Source organism: Rhodospirillales bacterium, from assembly GCA_016699855.1.
Classification (GTDB): domain Bacteria; phylum Pseudomonadota; class Alphaproteobacteria; order Reyranellales; family Reyranellaceae.
On the sequence record CP064988.1, the window covers coordinates 4,616,548 to 4,642,198 of the forward strand.

Consider the following 25,651-nt stretch of genomic DNA (forward strand, 5'->3'; position numbering starts at 1 on the left):
GGAAGCGGCGCCATGATCCTGGGCATCGGCAGCGACCTGATCGACATCCGCCGCATCGAGGCGACGCTGGAGCGGCACGGCGCGCGCTTCGTCGACCGTTGCTTCACGGAGATCGAGCGGCGCCGGTCGGAGGGGCGCGCGACGCGCGCCGCCAGCTACGCCAAGCGCTTCGCCGCCAAGGAGGCGTGCTCCAAAGCGCTCGGCACCGGACTGCGGCGTGGCGTCTACTGGCGCGACATGGGCGTCGTCAACAAGCCGGGCGGACAGCCGACCATGGCGTTGACCGGCGGGGCGCTGGCGCGGCTCGCGGCGTTGACGCCGCCGGGCGCGACGGCGGAGATCCATCTGACGATCACCGACGACTACCCGTTGGCGCAGGCCTTCGTCGTCATCGAGGCGCGGCCGTCGCCGGCGGTCGAAGTGCCGGAGGTCGCCGGTCCCTAGGCCTTCTCGACGATTCCGACGTTCGCCTTCAGGTCCGCGCGCAGCGCGCCGATCTTGTCCGACGGGATGAACGAGTCGCTGGCGCCGCGCTTGAGGTACTTGTCGAACACCCGCGACGTGGCGCGCGCGTCGTCGCGCGACGTGCCCCAGAATCCGCCCGCGAAGTCGCCATCGGGGCGCGAGAAGTAGTAGGCCCCGGCCACGATCCGCATCGCCGGCACCATCGCGACCGACGGATCGGCCTGGTACGACTGCATGCCGCCGATGGCGCGCATGCAGGCGTCGGTGTCGAGCCAGCCCTGGATGATCTCCGGCGCCGTGCGTCCGACCGCCTTGCCCGGGGCGTCGCGGGCGGCGTTGCTGCCGCCGTAGTTCTTCAGGGCGCCGGCCTTGGTCGACGCCGCTTTCATCGTGTGCATGTGCGAGAACGCCCGCCAACCGAGGCTGAATCCGGCGTCGTCGTCCTTGAGGATGGCCTCGTCGACGTTCTGCCACCAGCGCGTGCGCCGCTGGCGCTGCTCCACCGTCACCCCCTTGTCGGTGCCGACAAACACCAGGTCCTCGGTGAAGCCCGGCAGGCCGACGCAGATCTTGGGATTGAGCGCCAGCCAGCGGTCGATGGTGTCGCGTTCGGCCTGCACGTAGCCTATGGCGTGGTTGCCGGGCACCTGCTGGGTCACGGGGTCGACCTTCGTCTTGCCGTCGGGCGCAAGCTCGGTCCAGCGCTTCATCCAGTCGGTGTGGTTGAACGGGGTCTGGCGGATGTTGTTGAACTGGGTCTCCTCCCAGCTGATCGCGATCATCAGCGCCGGGCTGAAATTCTTGAGCACCCATTCGTCCTTGCACACGCTGGTGTAGGCCTTGTACGCGAGGCTCCACATGAACATGAAGTCGTGACCGGCGCCCGCCATCGATCGTCCCCTCGATAATCCCGCGCTTTCCCCAATTCCGATATGGACATGCGCCATCGGGCGCCGGATGTCGATATGAGAGATCGCTCATGCCGACATTCCGGCGCGGCCGCGCGGCCGGATCTGCGCCGTTTCCGGCAAGACACCGTCGGGGATTGTTGATATACCCGCGCCTTCGCGCCGCGCCGGCCGCCGCCCATGCCCGGCGCGCGCTTCCGCCCGGCCGTAGGGAACCGCGCCAAGCCCATGAGTCGCAAGCAGGAATCCGGTGGCTGGTGGGAGACGGTCAAGACCGTCTTCTACGCCGTGCTGATCGCCATAACGGCGCGCACATTCGCCTACGAGCCGTTCAATATCCCCAGCGGATCGATGGAGCCGACCCTGCTGGTCGGCGACTATCTATTCGTCTCGAAATACGCCTACGGCTACAGCCGGCACGCCTTCCCGTTGTCGCTTCCGCCGTTCCAGGGCCGGATCATGGCGCGCGACCCGAAGGTCGGCGACATCGCCGTCTTCAAGTGGCCGGGCGACAACCGCACCGACTACATCAAACGCATCATCGGCCTGCCGGGCGACACGATCCGCGTGGTCGAGGGCGAGCTGTTCGTCAATGGCAAGCGCGTCGAGCGCGTCAAGGAGACCGCGCCGATCCCTGGAGAGAGCGGGCCGCCGCGCAAGGACGTCTACCGCGAGACCCTGCCGAACGGCTTCACCCACCTGATCCAGGAACACGCCCGCAGCACGTCGCGCGACTTCACGGTCCCGGCCGGACATCTGTTCGTGATGGGCGACAACCGCGACTCGTCGGCCGACAGCCGGGTCGGCCTCGACGGCAAGGGCGTCGGCTTCCTACCGATCGACAATCTGGTCGGGCGCGCCGAGATCGTTTTCATGTCGGTCGAGCGCCACCAGCCGTTTCTGGTGGTCCCCATGCCGACCTTCGACGTGCCGCTGCTGGCGCCGCTGGCGCGCGGCGGCGTGATGATCCTGAACACCGTGATCGAGGTGGTCGATTTCATCCTGCTGGCGCCGAAGCGGTGGAGCCGTTTCGGCATGTCCATCAAGTGAGCGGAAAGGCCGCCTCTTCCACGCCGGCGCCGGCGGCGGAATTCGCGGCCGCGCTGGGCCACCGCTTCGCCGACCCGGCGCTGCTGCGCGCCGCGCTGACCCACCGCAGCGCCGTCGGCCGCCAGGGCGGCCGGGCGGGCGAACTGCCCTTCGGCAACGAGCGCCTGGAATTCCTCGGCGACCGCGTGCTGGCGCTGGTGGTGGCCGACCTGCTGATGCGCCGCTTCCCGCGCGAGAGCGAGGGCGAGGTGGCGCGCCGCCACGCGTCGCTGGTGCGGGCCGAGCGTCTCGCCGACGTCGCCAAGGCGATCGGGCTGGGCGCCCATCTCGTGATCGGCGAGTCCGAGGCCGCGACCGGCGGGCGCGCCAAACCGGCGATCCTCGCCGACGCCTGCGAGGCGGTGATCGGCGCGATGTACCTCGACGGCGGCCTGGAGCCGGCGCGCGCCTTCGTCGAGCGCCACTGGACCGCCTTCGTCGACCGCGACGCCGAGCCGCCGCGCGATCCCAAGACCGACCTCCAGGAGTGGGCGCAGGCCCGCGGGCTGGCGCTGCCGGTCTACCGCGAGATCGCGCGCGACGGCCCGCCGCATTCGCTGACGTTCGTCATCGAGGTGTCGGTGGCGGGCCATCCCCCCGCGCGCGGCGTCGGCCGCTCCAAGCGCGAGAGCGAACGCGCGGCGGCGGCGACGCTGCTGGCGACCCTCGTATGACCGCCGACGCCACCGGTTCCGGCGGGCCGACGCGGGCCGGCTTCGTGGCGCTGGTCGGCGCGCCGAACGCGGGCAAGTCGACGCTGCTCAACGCGTTGGTGGGCGGCAAGGTGTCGATCGTCTCGCACAAGGTCCAGACCACGCGCACGCGCGTGCTCGGGATCGCCATGCGCGACCTGCCCGGCGGCGGCCGGGCGCAGATCGTCTTCGTCGACACGCCCGGCATCCACGAGCGGCAGGGCCGGCGCCTCGAGCGCGCGATGGTGCGCGCGGCCTGGCAGGGCGCCGAGGAGGCCGACGGCGTGGCGCTGCTGGTCGACGCCGCGCGCGGCTTCACCGACGACGCGCGCGCGATCGTCGCGCGGCTGCGCGGCACGCGCGCGCCGGCGATCGTCGTGCTCAACAAGATCGACCTCGTGCGCCGCGACCGGCTGCTGGCGCTGGCGGCGGAGATCGCCGCCGCGCACGATTTCGTCCGCACGTTCATGGTGTCGGCGACGACCGGGGACGGCGTCGAGGATTTCGCGGCGTGGTGCGCGGGCGCCGTGCCCGAGGGGCCGTTCCTCTATCCCGAGGACCAGCTCACCGACATGCCGATGCGTTCGCTGGCCGCGGAGATCGTGCGCGAACAGACGTTCCTGCAGCTGCACGACGAGCTGCCGTACGCGATCGCGGTCGAGACGACGGAGTGGACCGAGCGCAAGGACGGATCGGCGCGCGTCGAATGCGTGATCTACGTCGCCCGCGAGAGCCAGCGCCCGATCGCGCTGGGCAAGGGCGGCGTGCGCATCAAGACCATCGGCGCGCGGGCGCGGCGCGAGCTCGCGGCCGTCGCCGGCCGGCCGGTCCACCTGTTCCTCACCGTCAAGGTGCGCGAGAACTGGGACGAGGACCGCGCGCACTACCGCGACTGGGGACTGGATTTCGACGCCTGATCGCCGCCCGCCGCCGGGCCTTGACAAGCGGCGGCGCCCCCCTTGTGATGCCGCGGGCACGGAACGCGCAAAGAAAACGACAACGGACGAGGGGAGAACGCCAGATGACCATCGGCACATCGACCAGGCGCGCGCTCGGGATCGCGGCCGCGGCGCTCGCGCTCGGCGCGGCCGGCCTCGCTCAGGCGCAGGAGAAGAAGCTCAAGATCGGCGTGATCTACGACTACACCGGCCCGCTGGCCGGTGGCGGGTCCGAGCTGCACGCGCTCGGCAGCAAGATCATGATCGACCATTTCATCAAGCAGGGCGGCGTCGAGGGCTACAAGATCGAGGCCGTCTACGCCGACGCCCAGAGCAAGCCCGATGTCGCCATCAACGAGGCCGTCCGCCTGATCGAGCAGGAAAAGGTCGACATGGTGCTCGGCTTCTTCTCCTCGGCGCAGTGCGTGCCCGTCGCGGCGCGCGTCGAGCAGTTGAAGAAGTTCATGTGGATCACGACCTGCATCTCCTCGGCGGTGCTGGAGAACCGGAACCTCAAATACGTGTTCCGGAGCCAGCCCAGCGGCCAGCAGTTCGGCCAGATGTCGACGGACTTCATCGCCAAGAACAGCAAGGCCAAGTTCGGCAAGGAGCCGAAGGACCTGCGCGTCGCCATCATCCACGAGGACGGCGCCTACGGCGTCGACGTCTCCAAGGGCAACGAGCTCGGCGCCAAGGCCGCCGGCCTCAACGTCGTGCTCAAGGAGGGCTACGCCGCGACCGCGCCCGACCTGTCGGCGCTGGTGACGAAGCTGAAGCGCGCCCGGCCGGACGTGATCCTGCACACCGGCTACAACCCGGACATCACGCTGTTCCTGCGCCAGGCGCGCGAGGGCGGCCTCCGGTTCAGCGCGCTGGTCGGCCACGGCGCCGGCTACGGCGTGTACGACAAGCTCAAGGAATCCCTGGGCAAGGACGTCAACTACTTCTTCAACGTCGACCCGATCTCGATCTGGCAGACCAACGAGAAGGCCCTCACGGCCGGACTGCCGCCGATGATCAAGATGGTCGGCGAGGCCTACGACGCCGCCAAGCCGGGGACCACGATCCGCTCGGCCCATGTCGGCATGGCCGCCAGCAACACCTACGTGTTCATGACGGAGGTCCTGCCGCGCGCCATCAAGAAGCACGGCGGCATCGACGCCGAGGCGCTGCGCAAGGCGGCGCTCGAGGTCGACCTTCCCGAGGGCGGCACGATGCTCGGCTTCGGCGTGAAGTTCGCGGGCGCGGGCTCGCCGATCGCCGGCCAGAACGAGCGCGCGTTCCCGGTCATCGTGCAGTACGTCGACGACAAGGCGCATGTCGTGTGGCCGAAGAGCCTGCAGCTCCGCGACCCGACGCTGCCGCTGCCCGCGTCGTCGCCCTACGCGGCGAAGTGACCGCGGCCTGAGCTCGCGGCCGGCCGGGGCTTTCCGGCCGGCCCGTCCGGTTCCCCGAGGGGAACGCCTCCGGCGGGGTGGATCGACAGTGCTGATCGTCGATGGACTCGTGAAGCGCTTCGGCGGCTTCACGGCCGTGAACAACGTGTCATTCAAGGTCGAGCAGGGCGAGATCCTCGGGCTGATCGGCCCGAACGGATCCGGCAAGAGCACGATCTTCAACATGCTGTCCGGCACGCTGCCGCCGACGGCCGGATCGATACGTTTCCTCGGCCGCGAGATCGGCGGCGTCGCGGCGCACCGGATCATCAACCGCGGCATCGGCCGCACCTTCCAGATTCCGCGGCCGTTCAAGCGACTGACCATCTTCGAGAACGTCGCGCTGGCGGGGTACTACGGACAGGGCGGCGCCTCGCGGTCGAAGGCCTATGAATCCGCCGAGCGCGCCCTGACCATGGTCGGCCTGACCACGGACCGGCGGGCGCCGGTCGATGGCCTCGGCGCCGCCGGCCTCAAGAAGCTGGAGCTCGCCAAGGCGCTGGCGACGGAGCCGAAGCTGCTGCTGGCCGACGAGAGCCTCGGAGGCCTCGACGAGACCGAGATGGACCAGGCGGCGCAGATGCTGCGCGACATCCGCCAGGAGCTGGGCATCACCATCATCTGGGTCGAGCACATCATGGGCGTGCTGATGCGCGTCGTCGACCGCGTCATGGTGCTGGACCACGGCGAGAAGATAGCCGAGGGCCTGCCGACCGCCGTGGCCCGCGATCCGCGCGTGATCGAGGTCTATCTCGGCACCGATGCCGACGCCGCGCACGCGGTCGCGGCGGCGAACGCCTGAGCCGCGCCGATGCCCACGCAATCCCGACACTCCCGGTCCCGCGCATGCTCGAGCTGAAATCCGTCAACGCCGGCTACGGCGGCTTCCAGGCGCTGTTCGGGGTCTCGCTCGAGGTCAAGGCGGGCGAGGCCGTCGGCGTGATCGGCCCGAACGGCGCCGGCAAGACGACGCTGATGCGCGTGATCTCCGGGTTGATCCGGCCGACCGCCGGCTCGCTGTCGATGGAGGGCGTGGACCTGGTCGCCACGCCGGCGCACAGCATCGTCGAGCTGGGGATCGCGCACGTGCCCGAGGGCCGGCGCCTGTTCCCGCGCATGACGGTCGAGGACAACCTGAAGATGGGGTCGTTCCCCGCCTCGGCGCGGCCGAAATTCGCGCGCCGCCTGGAGTTCGTCTACGACCTGTTCCCGCGCATGAAGGAACGCCGCCTGCAGATGGCCGGCACGATGTCGGGCGGCGAGCAGCAGATGTGCGCGATCGGCCGCGCGCTGATGTCCGAACCGAAGCTGCTGCTGCTCGACGAGCCGTCGGCGGGGCTGGCGCCGGTGATCGTGCAGCAGGTGTTCGAGCTCGTGAGGCGGATCCGCTCCGGCGGCCTCACCGTGCTGATCGTCGAGCAGAACATCCAGCAGGTGCTGCGCGTGGTCGACCGGGCCTATCTGCTCGAGACCGGCGCCATCCGCGCGTCGGGCGCGTCGGCCGACCTTCTGGCCGACGAGTCTATCCGCGAAGCCTATCTGGGCGTGTGACCGGGAGCGCCACGATGGATTTCTTCGACATCTACCTGCTCGAGGCCCTGGTCAACGGCATCCTGCTCGGCGGCCTGCTGGCGCTGCTGTCGCTGGGCCTGAACCTGATCTTCGGCGTCATCGACGTGGTGTGGATCTGCTACGCCGAGCTCGTCATGATCGGCATGTACGGCATGTACTACCTGAACTCCGTCTACGGGGTGCAGTACTTCGCCGCCGCCGCGATCTGCATCGTCGGCGTCGCCGCGATGGGCGCGGCGCTGCACCATTTCGTGATATCGCCGCTCCTGGGGGCGGAGCCGATCAACCAGCTCCTGGCGACCGGCGGCGTGCTGTTCTTCCTCCAGAGCGTTGCCACCGTCGCGTTCGGCATCGACTTCCGGAACCTCGGCATCCGCATGCCGCCGATGGAGGTGTCGGGCCTGTTCATCAGCCTGCCGCGGCTGCTGTCGTTCACGGCCGCGCTGGTCGGCATGACGCTGGTCTACCTGTTCCTGACGCGCACCTACACCGGCACCGCGATCCGCGCGATCGCCCAGGACCGCCAGATCATGACCCTGATGGGCGTCGACAGCCGGCGGATCTACGTCGTCACCTCGGCGCTGGGCGGCGGCCTGGCCGGGCTGGCGGCCTGCCTGCTGGTGCTGCAGTACGACGTGCATCCCTTCGTCGGTCTGTCGTTCGGGCCGATCACGTTCCTGATCTGCGTGCTCGGCGGCCTCGGGAACTTCATCGGCGGGTTCGTGGCGGCGTTCATCTTCGCGGAGATCATCTCCGTCGGCGGCCTCTACCTCGACCTCGAATGGGGCTACGTGTTCGCCTTCGTGTTCTTCATCGTCATGATGTTCCTGCGGCCCGAGGGCCTTCTGGCGAGGCGCAAATGAGCCCCAAGCTCCCCTGGATCGCGGGCGCCGCGGCCGTCCTGATCGCGCTGCCGTTCGTCTTCGTCGGCCTCGGGTACCAGTATCCGCTGCACATCCTCATCCTCATCCTGATCTGGTCGTTCGCGTACACCTCGTGGGCGATGATGGGCCGGTTCGGGCTGGTCTCGCTGGGGCACGGCGGCTTCATGGGCGTCGGCGCCTACGTCACCGCGCTGCTGTGGAACCACGGCGTGTCGCCGTGGCTCGGCATACCGCTGTCGCTGCTGGCGGCCGGCGCGCTGGCGGTGGCGGTCGGCTATCCGTGCTTCCGCTCGCGCATCACCGGGCACTATTTCGCGCTCGTCACGCTGGCGCTGTCGGGGATCGTCCTCCAGGTCGTGACCGCGACCCGCGACCTCACCGGCGGCTCGCTCGGCTACACGCCCAAGCGCGTCGAGGGCGGCAGCTCGCTGTGGGCGCTGCAGTTCAACGACAAGGCGACCTGGTTCCTGATCGCGCTGGCGGTGTGGGCGCTCGGGCTGGTCATCTGGCACCTCGTCGACCGCAGCATGACGCGCTACGCCCTCGAGGCGATCGCGGACGACGAGGACGCGGCGGCGGCGGCCGGCGTGCACGTGCCGGTCGAGAAGCTGAAGATCACCGTGCTGAGCGCGATGATGACGGCGTTCGCGGGCGCGATGTACTGCCAGTACCAGATGTTCATCTCGCCCGACACGGTGAGCGGCATCGGCGTGTCGCTGCAGATGGTGTTCGCCGTGGTGGTGGGCGGGCTGTTCGTCTCGTTCGGACCGACGGCCGGCGCCGTGATCACCATCCTCCTGACCGAGGGCCTGCGCATCGGCTTCGGCACCAAGGCGGTGGGCTGGGACAACGTCGTCTACGGCGTGCTGCTGGTGGTGTTCATCATCTTCCTGCCCAAGGGCATCCTGGGCAGCGTGTTGGCGCGGCTTAAGCCCGCCGCCAGCAAGGGCTAGGTCCCGCGGGACCGGGACCGGGAGGCGCCGCGGTGGACGGCGACTACGACTTCATCGTGGTCGGCGCCGGATCGGCCGGCGGGCCGGTCACGGCCCGGCTCGCCGAGGCCGGCCACCGGGTGCTGCTGCTGGAGGCGGGACCGCGCGACCGCAACCCGTGGATCCACGTGCCGCTGGGCTTCGCGAAGACCTTCCTCGATCCCGCCGTGAACTGGAAGTTCTCGACCGACGCCGAACCCCATGTCGGCGGCCGCCGGATCTACTGGCCGCGCGGCAAGGTCCTCGGCGGATCGAGCTCGATCAACGGCATGGTCTACATCCGGGGCGTCGCCTCGGACTACGACCACTGGCGGCAGCTCGGCAACGCGGGATGGTCGTTCCAGGACTGTCTGCCGTATTTCCGCCGGCTCGAGGACCACCCCGCGGGGGAGGGCGGGCTGCACGGCGCCGGGGGGCCCGTCGGGGTCGGCGAGATCACCTACCGCAACGCGCTGTCGGAGGCGTTCATCGCCGGCGGCATGGCGGCGGGACTGCCGCGCAACGACGACTTCAACGGATCGGCGCAGGAGGGCGTCGGCTACTACCACCTGACGACCCGGAACGCGCGGCGCAGCTCGACCGCGCGGGCCTACGTCGCGGCGGCGGAGAAGCGTCCGAACTGCCGCGTCGAGACCGGCGTCCTCGTCGAGCGCGTCGAGATCGCGGACGGCCGCGCCACGGGCGTGCGCTACCGTCGCGGCGGCGGCCCGGCCGCGACGGCGCTGGCGCGGCGCGAGGTCGTGCTGTGCGCCGGCGCGATCAACACGCCGTGGCTGATGCAGCTCTCGGGCGTCGGACCGGCCGCGCTGCTGCGGGAGCATGGCGTCGACGTGGTGCGGGACGCGCCGGGCGTCGGCGAGAACCTCCAGGACCATTGGGGCGTGCGTTCCGCCTACCGCGCCAACGCCGCGGTCACGGTCAACGACGAGCTGGGGTCCTTCGCCGGAAGGGTCGGCGCCGCGCTCCGCTACGCGCTGTTCCGGCGCGGCCCTTTGACGATCAGCGCCGGCCATGTCGGCGCCTTCGCCAAGGTGATGCCGGAGGCCGCCGACCCCGACGTGCAGCTGCATTTCTTCCCGTGGTCGAGCGACCGCCTCGACCGTGGCCCCGACCCGTTCCCGGGCTTCACGATCCTGATGAACCAGTCCCGGCCGCGCAGCGCCGGCCGGCTGCGGATCAAGTCGGCCGATCCCTCTGTGCGCCCATCGATGATCGCGAACTATCTGGCGGACGAGCACGACCGGCGCGTTGTCGTGGAAGGGCTCAAGATGGTGCGGCGCATCGCGCGCACGGCGCCGTTGAAGACGTTCGTCGCGGAGGAACGGCTGCCGCCACCTGACTCGGCCGACGACGCCGCGCTGCTCGACTACGCCCGCCGTCAGGGCACCTCGGCGTACCATCCCGTCGGCACGTGCCGCATGGGCGGCGATCCGATGGCCGTGGTCGACGCGCGCCTGCGGGTCCACGGCGTCGCCGGGCTGCGGATCGCCGACGCCTCCATCATGCCTACGCTCGTCTCGGGCAACACCAACGCGGCCTGCATGATGATCGGCGAGAAGGCGGCCGACCTGGTCCTCGCGGAGTCGCGCTGAGGCGGCGGCGCGTCTCAGCGGCTGAGCGCGTGGTACTCGGCGTTGGGGATCATCTCGGTGCCGTGCGCCATGCGGTTCGACATGTTGAAGAACGCCACGACGTCGCAGATGTCGTAGATGTCCCGTTCGGTGAATCCCGCCTGGCGCAGCGCGCCGCGGTCGGCGTCGAGCACGTCGAACGGCGTCGCCGTCAGCTTCCACGCGAAATCCAGCATGGCGCGCTGACGCGCGGGCAGCTCCGCGACGCGGTAGTTCAGCACCATCATCTCGCCGAGCTGCGGATCGCCGGAGTACTGGCGCACCGCCTGGCCGTGGGCCACGAGGCAGTAGTAGCAGCGGTTGGCCGATGAAACGACGACGGCGATCATCTCGCGCTCGAGCTTCGACAGGCCCGACTCGCCCAGCATCAGCTCGTTGTACATGCCGATGAAGGCGCGCGCCTTCTTCGGGTTGCTGGACACGGCGCGGATGACGTTGGGCACCATCCCGAGCTTCTCCACGCACTTCGCCCAGTACTTCCTGAGGTCCTCCTCGGCGGGCTCGGGGACGTCGATGTCGAGTTTCCAGAGATGGTCGGGCTGGGGCATCGCTCTATCCTCGGAGGTTGGGATGGATCCGCGCGGGTCGAAGGGTGGTCACCGGCGCGGCAGCGCCGGCTTCCAGGCGGAGATCGCGTCCGCCAGCTCGCGCATCGGCACGTCGAGGCCGCCGCCGCGGATGGCGAACGCGGCGCCAGCGCCGGGGATCGAGGTGAGCTGGTCGTCCAGGTTCCACATCGATACGCGCAGCTTCATGAGGCTCTCGGGCCCGACGCCTATCTGCAGCGTCGGCCGGATGCCGCGCATGCGGATCCACTCGATCGACGACCACGGGATCAGCACGTCGCGGCCGACGCCGACCCAAAGGCCGTCGCGGTCGACCACGAACTGCGGCGCGCGGTTGCGCAGCTTCAGGATCGACAGCGCCGCGTAGTAGAGCAGGGCGGCCGCGCACAGGCCCACCCACAGGATGCGCCCGTCGGACGCGCCGCCGGCGCCGATCGCCGCCTCGTGGTGCGCGAGCATCCAGACCCCCGTGACGGCGGCCATGCCGATGCCGATCGCCGCGACCGACAGATGGAACGGTCCGCTGTAGCGGACTTCGAGACGCTTCGCTTTGGCCATCGGCGGCGGCCTAGCCGCACTGCGCGCGCTGGCGCAGGAAATGGTCGGCCAGCACGCACGCGACCATCGCCTCGCCCACCGGCACGGCGCGGATGCCGACGCAGGGATCGTGGCGGCCCTTCGTGCGCACCTCGACATCGTTGCCGAAGCGGTCGACGCTCCGGCGCGGCGTGAGGATCGAGCTGGTCGGCTTCACCGCGAAGCGCGCGATGATCGCCTGGCCGGTCGAGATGCCGCCGAGGATGCCGCCGGCGTGGTTGGCGAGGAAAGCGACCTTGCCGTCGCGCATGCGCATCTCGTCGGCGTTCTCCTCGCCCGACAGCGCCGCCGCCGCGAAGCCGTCGCCGATCTCCACGCCCTTGACGGCGTTGACGCTCATCAGCGCCCGGGCGATGTCGGAATCCAGCTTGTCGTAGATCGGCGCGCCCAGCCCCGGCGGCACCCCTTCGGCGACCAGCTCGATCACCGCGCCGCAGGACGAGCCGGACTTGCGCACCTCGTCGAGATAGCCCTCCCAGCGCTGCGCCGCCTGCCGGTCGGGGCACCAGAAGGGGTTGTCGGCGGTCGCCGCCCAATCCCACGACGCGCGGTCGATCTTGTGCGCGCCGATCTGCACGACGGCGCCACGGATCGCGACGCCGTCTCCGAGGATTTTGCGGGCGATCGCGCCGGCGGCGACGCGCACCGCCGTCTCGCGCGCCGATTGCCGGCCGCCGCCGCGGTAGTCGCGGATGCCGTACTTCGCGTCGTAGGCGTAGTCGGCGTGCCCCGGCCGGTACTGGTCCTTGATCTCGCCGTAGTCCTTCGAGCGCTGGTCGACGTTCTCGATCACGAGCGAGATCGGCGTGCCGGTCGTCACGCCTTCGAAGACGCCCGAGAGGATCCTGACGGCGTCCGGCTCCTGCCGCTGGGTCACGAAGCGCGACGTGCCGGGCCGGCGCTTGTCGAGCCACACCTGGATGTCGGCCTCGGCCAAGGGAAGACGCGGCGGCGCGCCGTCGACCACGCAGCCGATCGCCGGGCCGTGGCTCTCGCCCCAGCTGGTGAAGCGGAAGAGGTGGCCGAAGGTGTTGCCCGCCATGCGCGGATCAGTCGTCGAAATTGGCGAGCAGCTCGGAGAGCTGCTTCGCCGACGACGTCTTGATCATGCCGACGGTGTGGTAGCCGGCGTCGACATGCATCACTTCGCCGGTCACGCCCGAGCCGAGATCCGACAGCAGGAAGAGGCCGGCGTTGCCGACCTCCTCGGTCGTGACGTTGCGCTTGAGCGGCGCGTTCAGCTCGTTCCATTTCAGGATGTAGCGGAAGTCGCCGATGCCGGAGGCCGCCAGCGTCTTGATCGGGCCGGCCGAGATCGCGTTGACGCGGATGTTCTGGTCGCCGAGATCGGCCGCGAGATAGCGCACGCTCGCCTCCAGCGCGGCCTTGGCGACGCCCATGACGTTGTAGTGCGGCATCACCCGCTCGGCGCCGTAGTAGGTCAGCGTCACCATCGCGCCGCCCGCCTTCATCAGCGGCACCGCGCGCCGAGCGATGGCCGTGAAGGAGTAGCAGCTGACGTTCATGGTCAGCGCGAAGTTCTCCGGCGAGGTGTCGAGGTACTTGCCCTTGAGCTCGTCCTTGTTCGAGAACGCGATGGCGTGGACCACGAAATCGAGGCCGCCCCAGCGTTTCTCGACCGCCGCGAACACCGCGTCCATGCTGGCGGCGTCGGTGACGTCGCACGGCAGGACGAAGTCGCAGCCGATGCCCGACGCCAGTGGCCGGACGCGCTTCTCCAGCGCCTCGCCCTGGAAGGTGAAGCACAGCTCCGCGCCGTGCGCGTGCGCGGCCTGCGCGATGCCCCAGGCGATCGAGCGGTCGTTGGCGACGCCCATGATCAGGCCTCTCTTGCCGGCCATGAGCGGGGACGGGGCGGACATGCGGACCTCGCAGTCGGGTTGGCCGCGCCGGACGGTTCCGTTGGACGGATTGCGGCGCGTTTTCAAAGGGTTGTCGTGCTTGTACCCGCGCGTCGATCCCCCCGCAAGGGCGCCGACCACGACGCTCGGCCACCAACAGGGACAATCGGCCGCTGGTCCCGGAACGGCTGCGCGGCCATATTGCGGTCCATGAGCGCTCCGACGGACGACCCTTTCGAGACATTCGCCGCATGGTTCGCCGAGGCGGAGAGGAGCGAGCCGAACGACGCCAACGCGGTGGCGGTCGCCAGCGTCGGCGCCGACGGTATGCCGTCGCTGCGCATGGTCCTGTTGAAGGGCTGGGACGCCGACGGATTCGTGTTCTACACGAACCATGAGAGCCGCAAGGGAACGCAGCTCCTCGCCCACCCCTCGGCCGCGCTGCTGTTCCATTGGAAGTCCCTGCGCCGCCAGGTCCGCGTCGAAGGCCCTGTCGAACCCACAAGCGACGCGGAGGCGGACGCCTATTTCGCGACCCGCGCCCGAGGCAGCCAGATCGGCGCCTGGGCGTCGGCGCAGTCGCGGCCGTTGGAGAGCCGCTTCGCGCTGGAGAAGCGCGTGGCGGAGTACACGGCGAAGTTCGGCTTCGGCGCCGTTCCGCGGCCGCCGTTCTGGTCGGGCTTCCGGGTGCGGCCGCGGTCGATCGAGTTCTGGCGCGACATGCCGTTCCGTCTGCACGACCGCGTGGTGTTCACGCGCGCCGGCACGTCGTCGACGGCATGGTCGACCGAGAAGCTGTATCCGTAGCGGGCCCCGTGCCTCGGATCGTCCCCGTCCGGCCGCGCCGGACGCCATGACCGCCGACGCCTCTTTCGTCGTCGAGGACCAGACCGCCGCGCTGGCGGCGCTGGGCGCACCCGGGGCCTACGCGGCGATCGACACCGGGGCCATCGACAAGGTGGCGCGCATCGACACGCATGGCTCCGTCGTGTTCCTCGCCGGTGATCGCGTCGTGAAGGTCAAGCGCGCGGTGCGTTTCCCCTACATGGATTTCGGCACGCTGGAGCGCCGCCGCGCGATGTGCGCCGCCGAGATCGTCGTCAACCGCCGCGTGGCGCCGTCGCTCTACCTCGGCGTCGCGCCCGTGATGGCGACGGCGGACGGCGCCGCTCTGGGGCCGGTGCGCGAACCGGACGCCACGGTTGGCGACGAGGCGCGCGCCATCGAATGGGCCGTGGTGATGCGGCGGTTCGACGAGGCCGGCCTGCTTTCGCGTCTGGCCGATTCCGGCGGGCTCACCGCCGATCTCGTGGCGCGGCTGGCGGCCTCCATCGCCCGGTTCCACGAGGCGGCGCCGTCCAGCCGCGCTCACGCGGGCGAGGACGCCTACCGCGAGGCCGTCGAGACCGACGCGGCGCAGATGCGCGCGCGCGGCCCGTTGCTCGATCAGGCTGCGACCGCGATCATCGAGCGGCGCATGCGCGGCATGTTGGAGCCGCTGCTGCCGCTGGTCGCCCGCCGGCAGGCGTCGGGGGCGGTGCGTCGCGTGCACGGCGATCTCCATCTGCGCAACGTCTGCCTCGTCGACGGCGAGCCGACGCCGTTCGACTCGATCGAGTTCAGCGACCGGATCGCCACCATCGACGTCCTCTACGATCTCGCCTTCCTGCTGATGGACCTGTCGCGGCGCAATCTCGGCGGTCTCGCGAACGTCGTGCTGAACCACTACCTCTGGCGCGCCGACGGCCCTGCCGAGGCGCCCAATCTCGAAGCGCTGGCGCTGCTGCCGCTGTGGCTGGCGCGGCGCGCCTGCGTGCGCGCCTTCGTCGACGCCGCCGCCGCCGAGCTGGGCGGCGATCCCGCCAACCTCGCGCGCGTTGGCGCGGAGGCGCGCGCCTACCAGGCCGCGGCTGTCGGCTTCCTGACGCCGGTCGCGCCGTCACTGGTCGCGGTCGGCGGCTTGAGCGGCACGGGAAAGACCACGCTGGCCATGGCGATGGCGCCGAAACTCGGCCGGGCGCCCGGCGCGATCGTGTTGCGCACGGACGTCGAGCGCAAACGGATGGCGGGAGTCGCTTGGGACGCGCCGCTGCCGCCGGGCCACTACACCGCCGCGAGCTCCGCGCGCGCCTACGCCGAGGTGATGCGCCGCGCCGCCGTGGTCCTGCGCGCCGGGCAGTCCGTCGTGGTCGACGCCGTGTTCGCGCGACCCGAGGAGCGCGCCGCCGTCGGACGCGTGGCCCGCGACACAGGCGTCGCGTTCACCGGCTTGTGGCTCGAGGTTCCCGAACCGGTGGCGGTGTCGCGCATCGAGTCGCGGCGCGGCGACGCATCGGACGCCACGTCGGCCGTCGCGCGCCGCCAGCGTGAATACGATCTCGGGACGATGGAATGGCCCCGGCTCGACGCGTCGCGCGACCTCGCCGCGATCCTGGCCGACGCGTCGCGCGAAGTCGCGGCTTCGGGAGCCGCCTAGGACGGCGACCGCGCGTCGACACCGCAAGCCGACGGTGCGGGTGAGCGGGACCACCGCATCATCGCTCGGGACGCCGGTGCCGCCGCTCGACCGCCGTCGGCGCTAGGCGACGAACTGCTTGAACAGGTAGCGCAGGTCCTGCTTCTCCTGCGGCGTGATCTCGCCGTCGAGCACGCGGGCTTCCCAGCCACGCAGCTCCTTCTTCACATGCGTCGGCGTGCGCGGGCTCAACAGCAACATGAAGAACTGCTCGTAGGGCGAGAGGTCTCGCTCGCGCCGCATGCCCATCGGGCCGGGACCCAGCGACCGCGTGAACGCCTCCGCCGCGTAACCATCGATCTCCGGGCGCGCGGCCGGCGGCGCCGGCTTCGCCTGCAGGTCGGCGCGCAGAACCTCGTCCCACGAGTAGCCGCCCTCGCGGACCATGGCGCTCGCCAGTTTGGCGGCGGCGACGACCTCGCCCGCGTGTTCGCTGCCGAGCAGTTCGAGGACCCTCGCGAGGGTCGCGCGGTTGAACTGGGTCATCGATGACCCTCCCACCGGATCCGAGGGGACGGAGCGCCCGGCCATATTATTACCACAAGGGGTGGGTCGCTTTCGACCGCAGCCGCAAGATATTGGTTATCCCCAGGCTTGTCCAGAGCGCCATGGCGTATGGTCGCGGGCTTGGCGAAGCGGGCGCGGATCGATGGTCAGGACGGACGGGGATAAGCGGCGGTCGGACGAGTTCCGGACCTATCTCGCCGGCCTCGGAAGCTGGTTCGTGGCGTTCGGGATCGGCATGGTGATGGTCCAGTGGATCGTCGCCGACGTGCTGCGCGAGCCGGCCGACCGGATGGGCGTCGCCCAGATGTGCCTGATGGGCCCGGCGATCCTGTTCATGCTGTGGGGCGGGGCGGTCGCCGACAGCGGCGATCCGCGGCGCCAGCTTCTCGTCTGCCACGGGCTGGCGGCGCTGCCGCCCTGCGGTCTCGCGCTCCTCGCCTGGCGCGGCGAGTTGAGCTTCGAGGCGATCGTCGCCTACGGCCTGGCGGTCGGCACGATCACCGCGTTCGCCATCCCGGCGCGCGACGGGTTGTTGCCGCGGCTGGCGTCGATGCCGCTGCCACGCGCCGTCGCGCTGGCGACCGCCGCGCAGTTCATCTGCCAGCTGCTCGGCATCGCCGCGGCGACGCTCGCGGACCGCGTCGGCGGCGCCGCGCTGCTCGGCGCGCAGGCGCTGATCGTGCTGGCCGGCGCCATCGCCGTGTGGCGGCTGCCGCCGGTCGCGATCGTCCGCCACGACGACGCGCCGCGCGGCCTGGCGGCATTGGCCGACGGATTGCGCGTGGCGCGCGGGTCGGCCGCCATCTGGCCGGTCATCGCGCTGCTGTTCGCGGTCGGACTGTTCTACGTCGCGACCTTCATGGTGGCGTTGCCGATCGCCGTGCGCGACGTCTACGGCGGCGGCTCGGCGCGCCTGGCGATGGTCAATTTCGCGTTCTGGGCCGGCACGATCGCCGCCAGCGTCGCGATGATGCGGATCGGCGCGGGCCTCGTGCGGCGCGGCCGCGCGGTCGTCTGCGCGCTGTGCGGCGGCATGGCGATCCTCGCGGCGCTGTCGGCGCTGCCGCCGTTTCCGGTCATGCTGGCGCTGGTGTTCGTCTGGGGCGTCGGCGCCGGCGTGACCATGACGCAAGGCCGCGTGATCGTGCAGTCGGCCACGCCGGACAGCCATCGCGGCCGCGTGCTGGCGCTGTTCCAGCTCGGCTTCATGGGCGGCGGCCCGATCGGCGCGCCGATCATCGGCGCGCTGGCGCGCGCCTACGACCTGACCACGGCGATGCTGGCGGCATGCGCCGGCATGCTGGTGGTCGTGGTGGTCGTCGTCGCGCGCTCCGGGATCTGGCGGCAGCGCCTGCAGCAGGCGCGTTGACGCCTAGGCGCCGAAACCCGGACGCGGGACCAGACCCATCATCACCTGGTCGAGGCCGCCATCGACCACGACCTCCCGCCCGTTGATGTAGGACGCCCGGTCGCTGGCGAGGAACAGCGTCGCGTCTGCCATGTCGCGCGGCGTGCCGACCCGGCGCGACGGCACCATCCCGGTGCGCCGCTCGAGCACGCCCGGCGCTTGGTAGAACGCCTCGGACATCGGCGTCCGCACGAGACCGGGACTGACGACGTTGCTGCGCACGCCCGCCGGTCCCCATTCCAGGGCGATCTGCCGCGACAGCATTGCCAGGCCCGCCTTCGACACGCTGTAGGCGCCGCTGAAGGGCTGCGGATTGCTGGCGGCGATCGAGGCGATATGGATGATCGCGCCGCGTCCACGCGCGCGCATCGCGGCGCCGAACGCCTGGGCGCAGACCAGGCAGCCCGTCAGGTTGACGGCGAGCATGGCGTTCCAGTCGGCGATCGACACCGCGTCGAGCCCACCGGGCCGCAGGATCGCGGCGGCGTTGACGAGCACGTCGGCCGGTCCCAGATCGGCCGCGATCCGAGCCGCGATCGCGGTGACGTTTGCGGCGTCGGACGTGTCGCAGGCCAGCCCGACGGCCGTCGCGCCGGTCGCCGCGAGCGCCGCCGCGTTGCGCTCCGCCCCCGCGGCGTCGCGGTCGAGCAGCGCTACTTTGCCGCCGGCGCGGGCGAACTCCGAGGCGATCGCGCCGCCGATGCCGCCGCCGGCGCCCGTCACGACGCACACGCGGCCCGCGAGGCCGAGCCAGTCCGTGGCCATTTCGTCAGGCATTCCGATCTCCCTCCGTCCGATGTCGTGATGCGACCCCGTCGCGGCGGCGCCGTCAACGCGAAAGGGTGGACGTTGGGAATCCCCATCGACGCGTCGGCGCCATGGTGTACAGAGTGCGCCTCGGATCGACCCGCCGCGCGGCAGAGGAACTTATGAGCACGATGCGTATCTGCGTATTCGGCGCCGGCGCGGTCGGCGGTCTAATCGCGACACGGTTTGCGCAGGCTGAGCACGACGTCGGCGTGGTCGCGCGCGGCGCGCATCTCGACGCCATCCGAGCCGGTGGATTGACCCTGCGGGTCGACGGCGCCGGCGATGTCGGGCCGGTCCGCGTCGCCGCCAGCGGTTCACCCGCCGATCTCGGGCGCCAGGACGTGGTTCTGGTGACGCTCAAAGGCTACGCGCTGCCGTCGGTCGCGGCCGGCGTCGCGCCGCTGCTGGGGCCCGACACCGTGGTGGTCTTCCTGCAGAACGGCGTTCCGTGGTGGTACCCGCGCCGCGCGCCGGCGCGGCTCCCGGCGCCGCCCGATCTCGGCTTCCTCGATCCCGGCGGCGCGCTGGAGCGCGCGGTCGGCCTCGAGCGCGTGCTCGGCGGGATCGTGTACCCGTCGGCCGAGCAGCCGGCGCCGGGCGTCGTGCGCCATGTTTCCTCGTCGCGCGACGACATCCTCGTCGGCGAGATCGACGACCGCGACACGCCCCGGCTGGCGGCGCTGCGGGCCGTTCTCGCCGAAGCCGGCTTCCCGTCGCCGGTGGTGCCGGACCTGCGCCACGCGGCGTGGAACAAGCTGCTGGTCAACGCGTCGGTCTCGACCCTGTGCTGCCTGGCTGGTCATCCCATGAACATCCTCGACCGCGATCCGGGGCTGCGCGATCTGGCGCGCCGGGCGCTCGCCGAGGTGTTGTCGGTCGCGACGAGCGCCGGCATGGCGTTCGACCTCGATCCGGCCGCTATGTTCGCGCCCGAGCGCAGGTTCGGGCCGCACCGTCCGTCGATCCTCCAGGACTTCCAGCGTGGCCGGCCGCTGGAGATCGACGCGCTGCTGACCGCGCCGCGCGCCTTCGCGCACGCCGCCGGCGTGCCGACGCCGGTCCTCGACTCGATCGCGGCGCTGCTCGCGCGCAAGGTCGCGGACCGCGACGGCGGCGCGTAGGATCGCGGTTGACGAGACTGAAGGGGATCGCATGCGCATCTGCGTTTTCGGCGCCGGTTCGATCGGCGGGCACGTCGCGGCCCGGCTCGCGGCGGCCGGCCACGAGGTCTCGGTGGTGGCGCGCGGCGCGCATCTCGATGCGATCCGCGCGCGCGGTCTCGAACTGCGTTTCAACGGGCCGCAGCCGGCGATCCGCGCCCGCGTCGCCGCCAGCGACAGGCCGGCCGATCTCGGCCCGCAGGACGCGGTGTTCATCACCACCAAGGCCAACGCGCTGTCGGCGTCGGCCGGGTCGGTGGCGCCGCTGCTGGGTCCCGTCACGCCGGTCGCGTTCGTGCAGAACGGCATTCCGTGGTGGTACGCTCGCGGATTGCGGGCGGGTCGTCCGCCGCCGCCGGATCTATCCGCGCTCGATCCCGGCGGGGCGCTGGAACGCGCGATCGGTTTCGAGCGGACGATCGGCGGGGTGGTGCTGTCGTCGAACGAGGTGGTCGAGCCGGGAATCGTGCGCAACCAGACGCCGACCCGCAACGTGCTGACCCTGGGCGAGATCGACGACCGCCCGTCGGAGCGCGTCGCGGCGCTGCGCCTGGCGTTGCGCGACGCCGGCATGTCCTCGCCGGACACCGCCGATATCCGCCTGGTCGCGTGGAACAAACTGCTGCGCAACCTGTCGCGCTCGACGCTGTGCGCGCTGTCGGGCGAGTCGATCCACGATCTGTTCCACGCGGACGCCGCGATGCAGGAGCTGGCGCGGCGGATCGCGACCGAGGCGGTCGCGGTGGCCGCCGCGCACGGCTTCGACGTCGACATCGACGTGCCGGGCATGTTCGGCCCCAAGGACATCGTGCAGCCGCACAAGCCGTCGATCCTGCAGGACTACGAGCGCGGCCGGCCGATGGAGGTGGAGGCGCTGATCAAGGCGCCGCAGCAATTCGCGCGCGCCGCCGGCGTCGACACGCCGTCGCTCGACGCCGTGGTGGCGCTGATCGTCCACCGTGCGCGGACGAAGGGCCTCTACTGAGGCGCGGCGGTCACTCGGCGGCGGCGCGGGCGCCCAGCGCCAGCGCGTCCCACGTCTCGCGCAGCGCGTCGACCCGCGCGTCCATCAGGGCGTCGTCGTGCATCGGCGAGGGCGTGATGCGCAGGCGCTCGGCGCCGCGCGGCACCGTGGGATAGTTGATCGGCTGGATGTAGATCCCGTGGCGGTCGAGCAGCCGGTCGCTGGCGGCCTTGCACAGCGCGGCGTCGCCCACGAACAGCGGCACGATGTGGCTCGCGGAACGCATGACCGGAAGTCCGGCGGCGGCCAGGCGGCGCTTGAGCGTCGTGGCGCGCTCCTGGTGCCTGACGCGCAGGTCGCCGTTCGCGCGCACGTGGCGCACGCTGGCCAGCGCGGCGGCGGCGATCGACGGCGGCATGGCGGTGCTGAAGATGAAGCCCGACGCCTCGCTGCGGACGAAATCGACCAACGCCGCGTCGGCCGCGATGTAGCCGCCGACCACGCCGAATCCCTTCGCCAGCGTGCCCTGGAGCACGTCGACGCGCCCTCCAGCGCCATCGCGCTCGGCCACACCGGCGCCGGTGTCGCCGTACATGCCGACGGCGTGGACCTCGTCGAGGTAGGTGAGCGCGCCGAAGCGGGCCGCGACGTCGCAGAGGTCGTGGATCGGCGCGATGTCGCCGTCCATCGAGTAGACGGACTCGAACGCCACCAGCTTGGGCGCGTCGGGATCGGCCGCCGCCAGCAGCTCGCGCAGGTGCGCCGGATCGTTGTGACGGAACACCTTGCAGGGCGCGCGCCCGTTGCGGATGCCGGCGATCATCGAGGCGTGGTTGAGCGCGTCGGAGAACACCAGGCAGCCCGGCAGACGGCTCGACAGCGTGCCGAGAGTGGTGTCGTTGGCGACGTAGCCCGAGGTGAACACCAGCGCGGCGTCCTTGCCGTGCAGCTCGGCCAGCGCGCGCTCAAGTTCGACGTGCAGACGGTTGGTGCCGGAAATGTTGCGCGTGCCGCCGGCGCCGGCGCCTTGGGCGGCGATGGCGTCGCGCATGGCCTCCAGCACGACGGGATGCGATCCCATGCCGAGATAGTCGTTGCTGCACCACACCGCGACCTCGCGCGGCGCGCCGGCCGGCGGGCGGTAGAGCGCCATGGGATAGCGGCCGGCCAGACGCTCGAGATTGGCGAAGACGCGGTACCGCCCCTCGCGGCGCATCCCGCCGAGGCGCTCGGCGAAGAACCGGTCGTAGTCGAAGCCCATCCGGCGCTCCCCGCGCGTTTCCATGGCGCAAATCCTGCCCTGGGGGCCGGCCTGCGGCCTTGACTCATATCAGGCGCCCGGCCGGGGGTCACGCAATCCCGCATGCGGCGTAAGGACTTAACCAGGTCACCACCATGATACCGAACAGTCGCCGGAACGGGATGCGCGACCACTCGTATCCGGCTCCCGGAGTTCCTATCTCCAGACGGCTGCCGGCGCGCGGCCGGCTGCCGCTGGCGCAGACGGAGGCGGCATCATGGCGACGATCACGGTCAAGGACGGCACCACGATCCACTACAAGGACTGGGGCGCCGGTCCGTCGGTGGTGTTCAGCCACGGCTGGCCGCTTACCGCCGACGCGTGGGAGGACCAGATGGTTTTCCTCGCCTCGCACGGGTTCAGGACGATCGGGCACGACCGGCGCGGCCACGGCCGCTCGAGCCAGCCCTGGCACGGCAACGAGATGGACACCTACGCCGACGATCTGGCGGCGCTGCTCGACCATCTTGAGCTGGCCGGCGCCACGCTGGTGGGCCATTCGACCGGCGGCGGGGAGGTCGCGCGCTACCTCGGTCGGCACGGGAGCCGCCGCGTCGCGCGGGTTGTGCTGGTCGGCGCGGTGCCGCCGATCATGGTGAGGACGGCCGACAATCCCGGCGGTCTGCCAATGTCCACGTTCGACGGCATCCGCGCCGGCGTCGCCGCCGATCGGTCGCAGTTCTTCCGCGACCTGACGATGCCGTTCTACGGCTTCAACCGCCCCGGCGCGAAGGTGTCGGAAGGCGTGCGCGACTCGTTCTGGCTGCAGGGCATGCTGGGCGGTTTGAAAAACGAGCTGGACTGCATCAAGGCGTTCTCGGAGACGGATTTCACCGACGACCTGCGGAAGATCGACGTGCCCACCTTGATCATCCACGGCGACGACGACCAGATCGTCCCGATCGACGCCTCGGCCCGCCGCGCCGCTACGCTGGTCGCCGGCGCGACGCTGAAGGTCTACGCCGGCGGCTCGCACGGCCTGCCGACGACCGAGAAGGACCGGATCAACGCTGACCTGCTGGCCTTCATCCGGTCGTAGGGGGGCCGCGCCGTCAGAACCTGATGTAGCGGTAGACGAAGTTCATCACGCCCAGCGCCACGGCGGCGCCGATCCCCGACAGCACGACGCCGCCGATGATGCCGGGGATGAGCGCGAAGCCCAGCGCCGCGAGAATTCCGCCTATGACGACGGCGCCGACGGCGCCGACGATCAGGTTGACGATGATCCCGTAGGGATAGATGCCCATGAACTGGTAGGCGAACCAGCCCATCGCGGCGCCGACCAGCGGCATGATCAGGAAGCCCGTGAACGTCATCGGCGGCGCGCTCCTTATGGCGGGACGTCCGCTGCGCGGCGCGTCCTCGGGTGGACCCGGATCGTCGCCGCCACTATGCAGGAGTTGGCCGTCGGGGAACAGGCGGGCCGCCGCCTCAGTCGCGCGCCTCGCCGCCGAGGAAGTGGCCGAAGGCCATCAGCGGCCGGATGCGGTCGCACACGATCTTCACGGTCGCCAGGAGCGGCACCGCCAGCAGCGCCCCGGCGATGCCCCACATCCAGTACCAGAACACGATCGCGACCATGATCAGCACGGGGTTGAGGATGAAGCGGCGCGCCAGCAGCATCGGCGTGACGAACTGGCCTTCGACCAGATGGATCGCGAGGTAGACGCCGACCGGCAGCAGCGCGCGCCACAAATCGTCGAAGCTCAAGAGGCCGGCGACGAGCAGGATGAACGCGCCGGCGAGCGGCCCGATGATCGGGATGAAGTTCAGCAGGAAGGCGAGCGTGCCCCACAGGATCGGGTCCGACAGCCCTGTGGCGTAGGCCGCGACGCCGGTGAGGACGCCGACGCCGAGGTTCATCAGGCTGATGGTCGCGAGGTAGCTCGAGATGTTGGCTTCGATCTCCCGCGATATCTCGACCGCCTGCTTCTTGTCGCTGTAGGCCGGCAGGATCTCGACGAGGCGGCGCAGGAACAGATCGCCGGACGCCAGCAGGAAAAACAGCAGCACCACGGTCGTGCCCAGGCCGACCGCCATCGAGCGCGTGCCGCTGAACAGCAGGCTGTCGATGCCCGGCCCGGCGACCCGGACGGGCGCGCCGTCCTTGGGCGGTCCCTCGGTGATCGTCTCGACCTGCTTGCCGACGCGCTGGAGATCGGCGATCGGCTGCTTCAGCGCGAACAGGCGGCTCTCGATGCGGCGGAGGCTTTCCGGAGCCTTGGCGACCCAGTCCGCCGTGGGGCCCGACAAGGTGAATCCGAGCGCGCCGACGCCGCCGAACAGCGCCAGGATCAGAGCCAGCGCAGCGAGCGCCTTGGGGAACCGTAGCCGCGCGAAGGCGCGCATCGCCGGCTGCAGGACGAGGTAGAGGATGAAGGCGAAGATGATCGGCAGCACCACCTCGCCGGTGAAGTAGAGCGCGAAAAGCGTGAGCAGGAGAAAGATGCCGGTCAGCAGGAAGGTCTGGATATCCTGCGGCACCGGCATCTCCGCCAGGCGCTCCTGCACCTCCGGCGGCAGCTCGCGGGGTTGATCGTCGCCCGGCGCCGCGGCCAAGCCCGGCGTGACCGCCGGAGGCACGGCCATGGCGGGATCGCTCACGGTCCGCGACCGCCGCGCGCCACGACCATGCCGGCGACCAGCGCCGCCAGCAACGCGGCGCCTTTGTGTTGGCCGACCATGCGGCCCGCCTCGGCAAGCATCTGACGCGGCATCGTGGTCGGATCGACCCGGCGTCGCGGCCGCCGGAGGACCAGCCACGCCGCGCCCGCCGCGGCCAGCGCGGCGCCAACCAGCGCCGCGGCCGCGGCCAGCGGCGCGCCGGCCGGTCCAAGCGTCGGCAGCGCGTGGATCCACAGCGCGGCCACCGCGCAGCCGAGCGCCGCCAGCGTCAGCACCGCGGCGCACATCGCGCACAGCCCGGCGATGACGGCCCGCATCACCGAGTCGCGCAGGGCGTTCTGGGCGCCGGATTCGACGGCCGCCCGGAGGGCGAGCGTGATGAGCGTGCCCATCATCACCGGATCCTCAGCGCGACAGGAGTTTGCTCAACGCGAATCCGAGGCCGAACGCGATCAACAGGGCGGCCACCGGCCGTTCCTCGACCTGCCGGCCGATCAGCCGCGCCGCGCGGCCGCCGCTGGCGGCCACGTCGTCGTAGAGCCGGTCGGCCTGTTCGCCGAGCCGGCCGATCGCGTCCTCGGCGGCGGCATTGGCGCCGCGCACGGCGCCGTCCTTCATCTGGCCGAGCAGGGCGGCGAGATCGCGTCGCAGCGCCGCGAGATCCTCGACGACGGCGTCGAGGTCGACCGGTGTGTCGGCTTTGTCCTTTGGCATGCTCGGCACGTGCGGG

28 protein-coding genes are annotated in these 25,651 nt (G+C 70.9%); 16 read left to right on the forward strand and 12 right to left on the reverse strand.

Annotation, left to right across the window (positions count from 1 at the left end; all coding sequences use genetic code 11):
• Positions 1-12 precede the first annotated feature (12 nt).
• Positions 13-444, forward strand: coding sequence for a holo-ACP synthase (locus IPK81_21825; GenBank protein ID QQS12123.1), 432 nt, complete (start codon positions 13-15; stop codon positions 442-444).
• Here IPK81_21825 and IPK81_21830 read toward each other — a convergent pair.
• On the reverse strand, positions 441-1,355 hold the full coding sequence (locus IPK81_21830; protein QQS12124.1) for a hypothetical protein: 915 nt from the start codon (positions 1,353-1,355) through the stop codon (positions 441-443). The two genes, IPK81_21825 and IPK81_21830, sit on opposite strands and share 4 nt — an antisense overlap.
• 246 nt (positions 1,356-1,601) lie before the next feature.
• Between IPK81_21830 and lepB the strand changes: the two genes are divergently transcribed.
• From lepB to IPK81_21875, 9 genes are all read left to right on the forward strand, one after another.
• A complete protein-coding gene (gene lepB, locus IPK81_21835) occupies positions 1,602-2,423 on the forward strand; it encodes a signal peptidase I (GenBank protein ID QQS12125.1) in 822 nt (273 codons plus the stop codon).
• Entirely contained in the window at positions 2,420-3,136 is a 717-nt protein-coding gene (gene rnc, locus IPK81_21840) for a ribonuclease III (GenBank protein ID QQS12126.1), read from the forward strand. The genes lepB and rnc overlap by 4 nt, the downstream gene beginning before the upstream one ends.
• On the forward strand, positions 3,133-4,071 hold the full coding sequence (era, locus tag IPK81_21845) for a GTPase Era (protein ID QQS12127.1): 939 nt from the start codon (positions 3,133-3,135) through the stop codon (positions 4,069-4,071). The genes rnc and era overlap by 4 nt, the downstream gene beginning before the upstream one ends.
• Before the next feature lie 104 nt (positions 4,072-4,175).
• Positions 4,176-5,489, forward strand: a complete 1,314-nt coding sequence (locus IPK81_21850) for an ABC transporter substrate-binding protein (protein QQS12128.1) — start codon at positions 4,176-4,178, stop codon at positions 5,487-5,489.
• 88 nt (positions 5,490-5,577) lie between these two features.
• Entirely contained in the window at positions 5,578-6,330 is a 753-nt protein-coding gene (locus tag IPK81_21855) for an ABC transporter ATP-binding protein (GenBank protein ID QQS12129.1), read from the forward strand.
• 44 nt (positions 6,331-6,374) lie between these two features.
• Entirely contained in the window at positions 6,375-7,079 is a 705-nt protein-coding gene (locus IPK81_21860) for an ABC transporter ATP-binding protein (GenBank protein ID QQS12130.1), read from the forward strand.
• Between the two features lie 14 nt (positions 7,080-7,093).
• The gene (locus tag IPK81_21865; protein QQS12131.1) at positions 7,094-7,963 is read left to right on the forward strand and encodes a branched-chain amino acid ABC transporter permease; all 870 of its coding nucleotides are present in this window, start codon (positions 7,094-7,096) and stop codon (positions 7,961-7,963) included.
• Complete coding sequence (locus IPK81_21870) at positions 7,960-8,937, forward strand: branched-chain amino acid ABC transporter permease (GenBank protein QQS12132.1); 978 nt, start codon at positions 7,960-7,962, stop codon at positions 8,935-8,937. Before IPK81_21865 ends, IPK81_21870 begins: the two co-directional genes overlap by 4 nt.
• Positions 8,938-8,969: 32 nt before the next feature.
• Positions 8,970-10,568 carry a GMC family oxidoreductase N-terminal domain-containing protein gene (locus tag IPK81_21875; protein QQS12133.1) on the forward strand — a complete coding sequence of 533 codons (1,599 nt, stop codon included), beginning with the start codon at positions 8,970-8,972 and terminating at the stop codon, positions 10,566-10,568.
• Between the two features lie 14 nt (positions 10,569-10,582).
• Here the strand turns inward: IPK81_21875 and IPK81_21880 are convergent, their stop codons facing one another.
• From IPK81_21880 to fabI, 4 genes are read right to left on the reverse strand one after another with little or no spacing between them, the layout of a single operon-like run.
• Positions 10,583-11,155: a peroxidase-related enzyme gene (locus IPK81_21880; GenBank protein ID QQS12134.1), complete on the reverse strand. Its 573-nt coding sequence runs from the start codon at positions 11,153-11,155 to the stop codon at positions 10,583-10,585.
• Positions 11,156-11,203: 48 nt separating this feature from the next.
• Positions 11,204-11,731: a hypothetical protein gene (locus tag IPK81_21885; GenBank protein QQS12135.1), complete on the reverse strand. Its 528-nt coding sequence runs from the start codon at positions 11,729-11,731 to the stop codon at positions 11,204-11,206.
• Between the two features lie 10 nt (positions 11,732-11,741).
• The gene (gene aroC, locus IPK81_21890) at positions 11,742-12,812 is read right to left on the reverse strand and encodes a chorismate synthase (protein QQS12136.1); all 1,071 of its coding nucleotides are present in this window, start codon (positions 12,810-12,812) and stop codon (positions 11,742-11,744) included.
• A gap of 7 nt (positions 12,813-12,819) precedes the next feature.
• Entirely contained in the window at positions 12,820-13,653 is an 834-nt protein-coding gene (gene fabI, locus IPK81_21895) for an enoyl-ACP reductase FabI (protein QQS12137.1), read from the reverse strand.
• A 189-nt stretch (positions 13,654-13,842) separates the two neighbouring features.
• Between fabI and pdxH the strand changes: the two genes are divergently transcribed.
• A complete protein-coding gene (gene pdxH, locus IPK81_21900) occupies positions 13,843-14,439 on the forward strand; it encodes a pyridoxamine 5'-phosphate oxidase (GenBank protein QQS12138.1) in 597 nt (198 codons plus the stop codon).
• Positions 14,440-14,485: 46 nt separating this feature from the next.
• Positions 14,486-16,108: an AAA family ATPase gene (locus IPK81_21905; GenBank protein ID QQS12139.1), complete on the forward strand. Its 1,623-nt coding sequence runs from the start codon at positions 14,486-14,488 to the stop codon at positions 16,106-16,108.
• A gap of 102 nt (positions 16,109-16,210) precedes the next feature.
• Here the strand turns inward: IPK81_21905 and IPK81_21910 are convergent, their stop codons facing one another.
• Entirely contained in the window at positions 16,211-16,633 is a 423-nt protein-coding gene (locus tag IPK81_21910; GenBank protein ID QQS12140.1) for a hypothetical protein, read from the reverse strand.
• A gap of 163 nt (positions 16,634-16,796) precedes the next feature.
• Between IPK81_21910 and IPK81_21915 the strand changes: the two genes are divergently transcribed.
• Positions 16,797-18,023: an MFS transporter gene (locus tag IPK81_21915; protein ID QQS12141.1), complete on the forward strand. Its 1,227-nt coding sequence runs from the start codon at positions 16,797-16,799 to the stop codon at positions 18,021-18,023.
• 3 nt (positions 18,024-18,026) lie between these two features.
• Here the strand turns inward: IPK81_21915 and IPK81_21920 are convergent, their stop codons facing one another.
• Positions 18,027-18,839: an SDR family oxidoreductase gene (locus IPK81_21920; protein QQS12142.1), complete on the reverse strand. Its 813-nt coding sequence runs from the start codon at positions 18,837-18,839 to the stop codon at positions 18,027-18,029.
• A 161-nt stretch (positions 18,840-19,000) separates the two neighbouring features.
• Here IPK81_21920 and IPK81_21925 point away from each other — a divergent pair, with 161 nt between their 5' ends.
• Positions 19,001-19,993 carry a 2-dehydropantoate 2-reductase gene (locus IPK81_21925; protein ID QQS15213.1) on the forward strand — a complete coding sequence of 331 codons (993 nt, stop codon included), beginning with the start codon at positions 19,001-19,003 and terminating at the stop codon, positions 19,991-19,993.
• 31 nt (positions 19,994-20,024) lie between these two features.
• On the forward strand, positions 20,025-21,017 hold the full coding sequence (locus IPK81_21930) for a 2-dehydropantoate 2-reductase (protein QQS12143.1): 993 nt from the start codon (positions 20,025-20,027) through the stop codon (positions 21,015-21,017).
• A gap of 10 nt (positions 21,018-21,027) precedes the next feature.
• On the opposite strand, the gene hemA is transcribed toward IPK81_21930, so the two are convergent.
• The gene (gene hemA, locus IPK81_21935) at positions 21,028-22,257 is read right to left on the reverse strand and encodes a 5-aminolevulinate synthase (protein QQS15214.1); all 1,230 of its coding nucleotides are present in this window, start codon (positions 22,255-22,257) and stop codon (positions 21,028-21,030) included.
• 256 nt (positions 22,258-22,513) lie between these two features.
• Between hemA and IPK81_21940 the strand changes: the two genes are divergently transcribed.
• Positions 22,514-23,335: an alpha/beta hydrolase gene (locus tag IPK81_21940; GenBank protein QQS12144.1), complete on the forward strand. Its 822-nt coding sequence runs from the start codon at positions 22,514-22,516 to the stop codon at positions 23,333-23,335.
• 13 nt (positions 23,336-23,348) lie between these two features.
• On the opposite strand, the gene IPK81_21945 is transcribed toward IPK81_21940, so the two are convergent.
• From IPK81_21945 to IPK81_21960, 4 genes are all read right to left on the reverse strand, one after another.
• Complete coding sequence (locus IPK81_21945) at positions 23,349-23,612, reverse strand: GlsB/YeaQ/YmgE family stress response membrane protein (protein QQS12145.1); 264 nt, start codon at positions 23,610-23,612, stop codon at positions 23,349-23,351.
• A gap of 115 nt (positions 23,613-23,727) precedes the next feature.
• A complete protein-coding gene (locus IPK81_21950) occupies positions 23,728-24,885 on the reverse strand; it encodes an AI-2E family transporter (protein ID QQS12146.1) in 1,158 nt (385 codons plus the stop codon).
• 11 nt (positions 24,886-24,896) lie between these two features.
• The gene (locus IPK81_21955; GenBank protein ID QQS12147.1) at positions 24,897-25,313 is read right to left on the reverse strand and encodes a hypothetical protein; all 417 of its coding nucleotides are present in this window, start codon (positions 25,311-25,313) and stop codon (positions 24,897-24,899) included.
• Positions 25,314-25,326: 13 nt separating this feature from the next.
• Positions 25,327-25,644: a hypothetical protein gene (locus tag IPK81_21960; protein ID QQS12148.1), complete on the reverse strand. Its 318-nt coding sequence runs from the start codon at positions 25,642-25,644 to the stop codon at positions 25,327-25,329.
• Positions 25,645-25,651: the final 7 nt, after the last annotated feature.